The following is an 8,449-nucleotide window of genomic DNA, read 5'->3' as shown; positions in this document are numbered from 1 at the left end:
CGGGCGTTAGCCGATGGCGACCTCGCCACGGCGCAGTGCGGCAAGGCAGACGGTGTAGAAGGTTGCCGGCCTGTTGATGGCGACATAGTCGGTGACGGGGCGCATGTAGATTTCGGAGCCGTCCTCGTCCAGAAGCTCACTGAAGATCGCCGCCATCTGGGCGTTTTCAGAGGCTTGTGCAAGCATCAGGCTCACCAGCTTGTTGCTGACGACGAAATCGTCGGCGCGGGTGACGGCGGCAAGCTCGCGGTTCCGGACATCGATCATCTCGCTGACGATGCCGATATGGCGGCCGGCCTTTTCAGCAATCTTGCGCAGTTGCAGCAGGGTGACGAGGGTGCGCGTATCGGCAGGCTGGGCCGCCATGTGGTCGGAATAGCCGAGCACCAGCACATGGTCGAAAGAGGGGATGTCGAGCGCGTCGAGTTCGGTGCGGCTGCTCGTATCCGTCACCTTGCAGGAAACGCGCATGTTGCCGGTGGCAAGGGCAAGGTCGCGAACCTCTTCTTCCAGCTCTGGCGTATCGGCGGCGACGGTCAGCGTGGAGCCGGCCGCGACATAACGCGAAAGCTCATGGGCGATCATCGGACCACGGCGATTCCAGCCGAGCATCAGGGTACTCTCCGGCTTCGTCTGCCGGGCCACGGGAGCGACGATGATATCGCGGTCGACGCGCATTTCTGCCGTGCCGCTTTTGATCGCCGCATCGTCCTCGGCGATGATGATGGCGCGTTCGCCTGGCAGGAAGATACGGTTTGCCGGTGGATTCAACTGCACCTTGCCTTCCAGGTCGCAGAAGCCGATCAGCGTCGATGTCTCGTACATCATGACGGCCGCGCCGAAGCTTTTGCCCGCGAGTTCGGGCTGGTCGATCGTGTAGATCTCGCAGCCGTCGAAATCGAGAAGCTCGGAATAGACGCCGCTCAGGCCCGCCTGCCGGCTGGAATGGGCGACGATGCGGGAGATCAGGTCGTCGGCAAGCACCAGCTGCAATTCCTTGCCGCCGACGATTTCAGCCACTTCGGCATTCTTGGCATCGCGGATTTCGGCGGCGATCTGGTAGGGGGCTGCGCGGCGGGCGGGGTCGTTTACGAGGGCGAGCACCGTCTTGATGACTTCGGAATCGGCGTGATCGCCTTCGGGCGACAGCACGATGATTGAGCGCGAGGTCTGCGGATTGACGATGTTGATATCGTAGAGATCGGTGGGATCACCGCTGCGGCAGATGATACGGGTATTCTTGAGATCGCTGATCTTGGCGGCAAGCTCGTCTTCCATCTCCACCTTGTCCTTGGCGGCCATGATGACGATGCGCGGACGGCGGCGGCTGGCATTGGCGATGACGAGTTCGGAGATCACGTCGAAGATCGAGGGCGACCAGTTGAAGATGATCGTGTGGTCGTGTTCCAGCACGTGCGAGCGGCCCTTGCGCAGATCGTCGAGCTTTTCTTCGAGACCCGAACTCAGGACGCCGATCAGGGCAGAGAAGACGAAGATGCCGGATATGGTGACGACCAGCGAGACGCCGCGGAAGGGCCAGCCGATATCGCCGCCCATCGTGCCGGCATCCATGGTGCGCATCAGCGATTCCCAGGCGCCTTCGACGAAGCTCATATGCTCGCTGCCATCGGGCGCAATGCCGGTCACTGCCAGCACCAGGCCGGCGATGACGATCACCACAAGCGATATCACTGCGAGCCAGCCGATCAGCGCGATCGGGCCGGCGGCCATGCTCTTGTCGAACTGGTAGCGCAGGCGCGCACGCCAGGGCGTCGATTTCATCTTTCGGGATCCCCTCGAATCGGTCGGCGAAGGCCGGTATTCAAGGCGATTCCAGAAATCGCTGAAACGATCAACTGCCCACGCAGAAAGGGCCGTCACCACACCAAGGAAGGTTCTGGATAGGTGTGCAGCTCCTGCGGCGGCCTGTCACACCGCTGTCAAGCACCCCGAATAATGAGGGGCATCGCAATCCGAGGATTCCTTCCATGAAAACTCTAGTTTCCGCCGCAGCCCTTCTCGCCGCGAGCCTATTCGCCATCCCGGCTTCGGCTGCCAACCTCGTTCTCTATACCAGCCAGCCGAACGAAGACGCGCAGGCGACCGTCGACGGCTTCATGGCTGCCAATCCCGATATCAAGGTCGACTGGGTGCGCGACGGCACGCCGAAGATCATGGCCAAGCTGCAGGCTGAGATCCAGGCCGGCAACCCGGTTGCCGACGTTCTGCTGATCGCCGACGTCGTGACGCTCGAGCGTCTCAAGGAAGACGGCAAGCTGCTCGCCTACAAGTCGCCGGAAGCTGTCAATTACGACGCCTCGCTCTTTGATGCCGACGGCTACTACTATTCCACGAAGCTGATCACCACCGGCATCATGTACAACACATCGGCTGCAATGAAGCCGACGAGCTGGAAGGACCTCGCCAAGCCGGAAGCCAAGGGCCTCGTCACCATGCCGAGCCCGCTCGCTTCGGGTGCAGCCCTCATTCACGCCCAGACGCTGGCCGCCGTTCCTGATCTCGGCTGGGATTTCTACAAGTCGCTCGCCGATAATGCTGCGGTCGCTTCCGGCGGCAATGGCGTCGTCCTGAAGTCCGTGGCTTCGGGCGAAAAGGCTTACGGCGTGGTCGTCGATTACCTGCCGATCCGCGAAAAGGCCAAGGGGGCTCCGGTCGAGTTCGTGTTCCCGAGCGAAGGCGTTTCGGCCGTTACCGAGCCGGTCGGCATCCTCGCCAGTGCCAAGAATGTCGACGCTGCCAAGAAGTTCGTCGATTACGTTCTCTCCGAGAAAGGCCAGGAAGGCTTCCTGAAGCTCGGGTATATCCCGGCTCGCAACGGCATGAAGCTGCCTGTTGGCTTCCCGGCCCGCGACACGATCAAGGTTCTGCCTATCAACGCCGCTGACGCGCTTGCCAATACCGACAAGGATCTGAAGACCTTTACGGATCTGTTCGGTTCGAAATAATAGAGCCATGCAGGGCTATGTACGTCCAGGAAACAGCCAGCCCGTCTGGCTGTTTCCTTTTATCGTTTCAGTGGTGCTTTTCCTTAGCGTGCTGCCCTTAGCGCGGCTCGCGGTTGTCGGCATTTCCGCTTTCGCCAATGGCGGCGTCATGGTGGTTCTGTCGGACCCGATGGTCTGGTCGGCGGTCTATTACACCATCGTCACGGCGATCCTCGGCACTGTTATCTCGCTCATCATCGGCTGCGCTTTCGCCTATCTGCTGACGCTGACGGATATTCAGGCCAAGGGGCCGCTCAGCTTCTTCTTCGTGTTGCCGATGATGATCCCGCCGCAGGTGACCGCACTTGCCTGGGTGCAGATGTCGGGACCGTCGAGCCCGCTTCTGAAGGCGCTGCATATAGCGCCGCCGCTGGGGTCGCCGCAGCCGCTCTATTCGGTCGGAGGCATTGCGTTGCTCTATGGGGTGCAGCATGCGCCGCTCGTCTATCTAGCGCTGAGGGCAGGATTGATGACCCTGCCGCGCGACGGGGTGGAGGCGGCACGTCTCTCAGGCGCATCGAGTCTGCGGGTCTTTCGCGACATCATCCTGCCGCTGTCGTTGCCGGGCGTCATTGCGGGGGCGGCGATTTCCTTCGTCTCCTGCACCGGCAATTTCGGCATTCCGGCCATTCTCGGCATTCCGGCCTCGATCTTCACGCTGCCGACGCTGATTTTTTCGAAATTCACCGCCTTTACCGGTCGCACCTTCGGCGATGTGGCGCTTCTCTCTGCCATCATCGCGCTGATCTCGGTTGCCGGCCTGGCGATCCAGGATCGGGCGCTGCGCGGGCGCGATTATCGCGTCATCGGTCTTTCGGGCGCGACGGCGGCTTTCGAGCTCGGCGGGTGGAAACTCGTTTTCACGCCGCTGCTCTGGATCGTGCTGTTCTTCATGCTGGCCGCGCCCTTCTTCGCGCTCGTCGCGGGCGCTTTGGTGCCGGCCTATGGCGTGCCGCTCACCTTCAAGACCATGACGTTTCATGCCTTCGAGGAAATTCTCTTCCGGCAGGCGGTGACGCGCACGGCCTTTATCAATTCGCTGTCGCTGGCCAGCGGGGCGGCGGTCGGCCTGCTCTTCGTGACGGTGCTTGCGGCCTATGCGCTGACGCGGCGCAAGGATACGCTGTCGCGCATTGTCTCCAGCCTCGTCGAAATACCCTATTCGCTGCCGGGCATCGTCATGGCGGTCTGCTTCATCCTCGTTTTTGCCGCACCCATCCCGCTGCTGAACGTCACGCTCTACGGCACGGTCTGGATCATCCTGATTGCCTATTTCTCCTCCTTCTTCGCCGTCAGCCTGAAGCCTGTGGTCAGCGCTTTTCATCAGCTCGATCCTGCGCTGGAGGAGGCGGCAAGGCTGTCCGGCGCGGGCTTCTTCCGGCGGCTCAAGGATATCATCGTGCCGCTGATTGCTCCGGCGGCGGGTGCTTCCGTCATCCTTGTCTTTCTCATCGCCTGCAACGAGCTTACGATTTCGGCGCTGCTGTGGTCGGCGGGCACGCAGACGCTCGGGGTCGCCATCTACAATCTCGATGACAGCGGCAGTTCCGATCTTGCCTCGGCTCTGTCGGTGCTCGTCGTCTTCATGGTGGTCGCCATGATGCTGCTTCTGGAGCTTCTGGCGAAACATCTACCCAAGGGAGTCGTGCCATGGCGAAGCTGATCCTCAATCAGGTGGCCAAGGATTTCGGCACCGGCAGAGCTGCGGTCAGCGGCTTTTCGCTCGATGTACGCGAGGGCGGCTTCCTGGCGCTGCTCGGCCCCTCCGGCTGCGGCAAGACGACGGTGCTGCGCATGATCGCTGGCTTCGAGACGCCGACTGACGGATCTATCCATCTCGGCGAGCGGCTCTTGGCAGATGCCTCGCAATCGCTGCCGCCGGAAAAACGCAACATGGCGATGGTCTTCCAATCCTATGCGCTCTGGCCGCATATGAATGTCGCCGATAATGTCGGCTATCCGCTGAAAGTTCGCGGCATATCGGGCGAGGCCTACAAGGCCAGGGTGAGAGAGGCGCTCGCGACCGTGCGTCTCGTCGATTATGCCGAGCGGAGGCCGGCCGATCTCTCCGGCGGCCAGCGGCAGCGCGTGGCGCTGGCCCGTTGCCTGGTGACATCGCCCGATGTCGTGCTGCTCGACGAGCCGCTTGCCAATCTCGACCGGCATCTGAAGCAGGAGATGGAGGAGACCTTCCGCGAGTTTCACCAGCGCTCGGGTGCAACGATGATCTATGTAACGCATGACCAGAGCGAGGCGATGGCGCTGGCAACCGATGTCGCCGTCATGTCCGAGGGGCGGCTGCTGCAAGTGGCGCCGCCGGCGGAAATCTATGCGCGGCCGGAAGGGCGCATGGTCGGCGGGCTGATCGGCCGAGGCGCGATCGTCACGCTGCCGGTCATGAGCGGTGAGCGCCAGCTCGAATGGGACGAACTAGAGGGAACACTGCATGCCGCCAACATTGACGGCGCGGATATTCTGGTGCGGCCGGAAGATGTTGTTATCGGCAGCGAGGGGGCTCCGGCAACCGTCGAATCCGTGCTCTTCGAAGGCGAGCGTTATGCGGTGAAGCTCACGCTCGGCAACGGCCAGGCGTTGCGCGCCTATAGCCGCGTGGCTGTCGTCCCTGATGAGGCGGTGCATGTCGTCATACGCGCCGGCTGGCGGCTCTGATGGACAAACGGCCTTTCGAAGCGCGTATTCGACTTTAACTGTTTTCAAGCGATTCCGGACGCAAAACCGCTGCACACTTTTGCTGGAATTGCTCTAGTAATGGGCGTCGATCCAACCGGGAATGCCTGATGTCGCTTCGCCTTGCCACTTTCAATGTCGAAAACCTGCTCACCCGTTTCGATTTTACGGGCTATCGCAACCAGCTCCGGCAGGACCGCGTCATCAAGCTCTTCGAGGTCAGCAACGAGGGCACCTACCAGCAGCTGGAGCAGGCACGGGTAATCGCCTCGACCGACGATACAAGGCAGATGACGGCGCTGGCGATTGCAGATGCGGATGCCGATATTCTCTGCCTGCAGGAAATCGACAATATGGCCGCCCTGCAGGCCTTCGAATATGGCTATCTCTACCGCATGGTCGGCAACGGCTACCGGCAGAAATACCTGGTCGAGGGCAATGACAGCCGCGGCATCGATGTCGCCGTTTTGATGCGCGAGGAAACGCGCGACGGGCAGAAGATCGAGCTCAGGGATATCAAGAGCCATGCGATGGTGACCTATCGCGATTTCGATCTCTTCGACGAGGAGATCGGCAAGACCAACCGGCTCGACGACAAGATCTTCAAGCGCGATTGCCTGGAACTGGATTTGAGGATCGGCGGGGTGCCGATGACGCTCTATGTCGTGCATTTCAAGTCGATGGGCAATCCGCGCGAGGGGCTGGACGGGCGGCAATCGACCCTGCCGATCCGCCGGGCGGAAGCGCGCGCCGTTCGCCGTATCATCGAGAACCGCTTCGGCGCCGGGCATACGGCGAAAAAGAACTTCGTCATCTGCGGCGACATGAACGACTATCAGGAGCGGGTCGACGTCATCGGCCGGCGCGGCACGGGCTACCGGTTCGAGCATCAGGATGAGCCCGAAAGCGCGCTCGATGTCTTCAGCCAGGACGGGTTTGCCGAAAACGTCGTGCGCCGCCGCGAGCCGCTCGACCGCTGGACGCTCTATCATTCGCGCGGGCCGGAGGAGCAGTGGCTCTGCCAGCTCGATTATCTCTTGATATCGCCGGCACTTGCCGCCACTAACGCCAAGCGCATCCCCGAAATCATCCGCCACGGACAGCCCTACCGCACCATCTTCCCGCCGGGGCAGCAGGTGGAGCGTTACCCGCGCACCGGCTGGGACAGGCCGAAGGCATCCGACCATTGCCCCGTCGTCATGACATTGGATCTCTTATGACACTTCGCTTTTCAGAGACTCTTTCAGAAGACCTTTCGGCCTTTCCGCCGGAACGCACGGTATTTCCCATTGCCGGCGCCGATCTGCGCGTGCTCGAGGGCGAGCATCCGCTGGTCGTCGCCAACAGGGCTGATATCCGCGAGAACTGGGAGCGGGAAATCGCTGCCAATCCAGCACTGTTCGATGGTCGGCTGGTGTTGCAGCACCGGCTGAAACTGTCCGAGGCCGGAATTGCGGGTGAGGCCTATATTGCGCCTTTCTCGGCCTTCATGTGGTGGCGACGCCAGCCGGACCGGAAGGGCGCCATTCATCTCTTTTCCTATCCGGTGCTCGAATCCTCCGATGGGGCGCTGGTCGCTATCCGCATGGGGGCGCATACGGCCAATCCGGGTCAGGTCTATTTCGCCGCCGGCTCGCTTGAACCTGAAGATGTCGTGGACGGGCGTTGCGATATCGACAGCAATATGCGCCGCGAAGTGATGGAGGAGACGGGCCTGGATCTCGACAAGGCCATCGTGGGCGAGGGGCTCTATGCGGGCCATGTGCGCGGTTCCGTCTCGCTGTTCAAGCTCTTCCGTTTCGACATGACAGCAGACGAGATGGTCGATTCCATCGGCGCGCATATGCTGGTCGCAGAGGACAAGGAAATTGCCGGCGCGGTTGCGATCCGCTCGGCCGATCCGAAGGCACAGCCTTACAATGTCGCGATGCTGCCGATCATCGACTGGTATTTCGCGGGCAAGTAGACCTGAAGCTTGCACTTGCGTGTGCTGTCGGGCAGGTTGGCGGCTCGATGACCGATTCAAGGAGGCCAATGTGGCGTTGAGCTACAGCGTCTATGACGTGTTCACCGACACCAAACTTGCCGGCAATCCGCTGGCCGTGATCTTTGACGGCGAGGGGCTTGACGACGCGGCGATGCAGGCGGTCGCCCGCGAAACCAATCTATCCGAGACGGTTTTCGTACAGCCGGCCAACAATCCCGCCTATACGGCGCGTATCCGCATCTTCACGGCCGGCCGCGAACTGCCCTTTGCCGGCCATCCGACTGTCGGTACGGCGATTGCACTGGCGGAGAAGGCGCATGGAGCGGGAACACTCGATCTCGTGTCGGTGCTCGAAGAAAATGTCGGCCCGGTGCGCTGCGCCGTTAGGTTGCGGGAAGGCGAGGCAAGCTTTGCCGAATTCGACCTGCCGCGCAAATCCCAACAGATACCATTGCCGCTCGACAAGCTCGGCATCGCCGACGCGCTGTCGCTGAAGACCACGGAGATCGGTTTCGAGAATCACGTGCCGTCGATCTGGAGTGCCGGCGTTCCCTTCCTGATGGTGCCGGTCCACGATGTCGGCGCGGCAGAGCGCCTGGAGTTTGATCCGCAGCTCTGGGAAAAGACGGTGCCCTTCGTCGATGGCGCGCTCGCCTCGGCCTATATCTACTGCCGCGGCGGCGTGAACCATGTCGCCAAGTTCCATGCCCGCATGTTTGCGAGCGGCATCGGCATTTCCGAGGACCCTGCCACCGGCTCCGCAGCCGCC

General features: G+C 61.8%; 7 protein-coding genes. 6 read left to right on the top strand and 1 reads right to left on the bottom strand.

Annotated features, from left to right (window positions below; genetic code table 11):
- Positions 1-6: 6 nt before the first annotated feature.
- Positions 7-1,782 carry a CASTOR/POLLUX-related putative ion channel gene (locus PMI11_RS15440; RefSeq protein WP_007818540.1) on the bottom strand — a complete coding sequence of 592 codons (1,776 nt, stop codon included), beginning with the start codon at positions 1,780-1,782 and terminating at the stop codon, positions 7-9.
- Between the two features lie 206 nt (positions 1,783-1,988).
- On the opposite strand from PMI11_RS15440, the gene PMI11_RS15435 reads away from it, so the two are divergent.
- The 6 genes from PMI11_RS15435 to PMI11_RS15410 all read left to right on the top strand — a co-directional run.
- A complete protein-coding gene (locus PMI11_RS15435) occupies positions 1,989-2,966 on the top strand; it encodes an ABC transporter substrate-binding protein (RefSeq protein ID WP_007818539.1) in 978 nt (325 codons plus the stop codon).
- Between the two features lie 7 nt (positions 2,967-2,973).
- A complete protein-coding gene (locus PMI11_RS15430) occupies positions 2,974-4,668 on the top strand; it encodes an ABC transporter permease (RefSeq protein ID WP_007818538.1) in 1,695 nt (564 codons plus the stop codon).
- On the top strand, positions 4,656-5,675 hold the full coding sequence (locus PMI11_RS15425) for an ABC transporter ATP-binding protein (protein ID WP_007818537.1): 1,020 nt from the start codon (positions 4,656-4,658) through the stop codon (positions 5,673-5,675). The genes PMI11_RS15430 and PMI11_RS15425 overlap by 13 nt, the downstream gene beginning before the upstream one ends.
- A 128-nt stretch (positions 5,676-5,803) precedes the next feature.
- On the top strand, positions 5,804-6,913 hold the full coding sequence (locus tag PMI11_RS15420; RefSeq protein WP_007818536.1) for an endonuclease/exonuclease/phosphatase family protein: 1,110 nt from the start codon (positions 5,804-5,806) through the stop codon (positions 6,911-6,913).
- Entirely contained in the window at positions 6,910-7,659 is a 750-nt protein-coding gene (locus tag PMI11_RS15415; protein WP_007818535.1) for a hypothetical protein, read from the top strand. Before PMI11_RS15420 ends, PMI11_RS15415 begins: the two co-directional genes overlap by 4 nt.
- Before the next feature lie 70 nt (positions 7,660-7,729).
- The coding region (locus PMI11_RS15410) for a PhzF family phenazine biosynthesis protein (protein ID WP_007818534.1) at positions 7,730-8,449 on the top strand (720 nt) is incomplete at its 3' end.

This window comes from Rhizobium sp. CF142 (assembly GCF_000281145.1).
GTDB lineage: Bacteria > Pseudomonadota > Alphaproteobacteria > Rhizobiales > Rhizobiaceae > Rhizobium.
This window is presented reverse-complemented; position numbering and strand designations above follow the sequence as displayed.

Excerpts from the sequence above, each read along its gene's own strand:
- PMI11_RS15420 (WP_007818536.1), top strand. The coding sequence starts at position 5,804 with ATGTCGCTTCGCCTTGCCACTTTCAATGTCGAAAACCTGCTCACCCGT.
- PMI11_RS15415 (WP_007818535.1), top strand. The coding sequence starts at position 6,910 with ATGACACTTCGCTTTTCAGAGACTCTTTCAGAAGACCTTTCGGCCTTT.
- PMI11_RS15435 (WP_007818539.1), top strand. The coding sequence starts at position 1,989 with ATGAAAACTCTAGTTTCCGCCGCAGCCCTTCTCGCCGCGAGCCTATTC.
- PMI11_RS15425 (WP_007818537.1), top strand. The coding sequence starts at position 4,656 with ATGGCGAAGCTGATCCTCAATCAGGTGGCCAAGGATTTCGGCACCGGC.
- PMI11_RS15440 (WP_007818540.1), bottom strand. The coding sequence starts at position 1,782 with ATGAAATCGACGCCCTGGCGTGCGCGCCTGCGCTACCAGTTCGACAAG.
- PMI11_RS15430 (WP_007818538.1), top strand. The coding sequence starts at position 2,974 with ATGCAGGGCTATGTACGTCCAGGAAACAGCCAGCCCGTCTGGCTGTTT.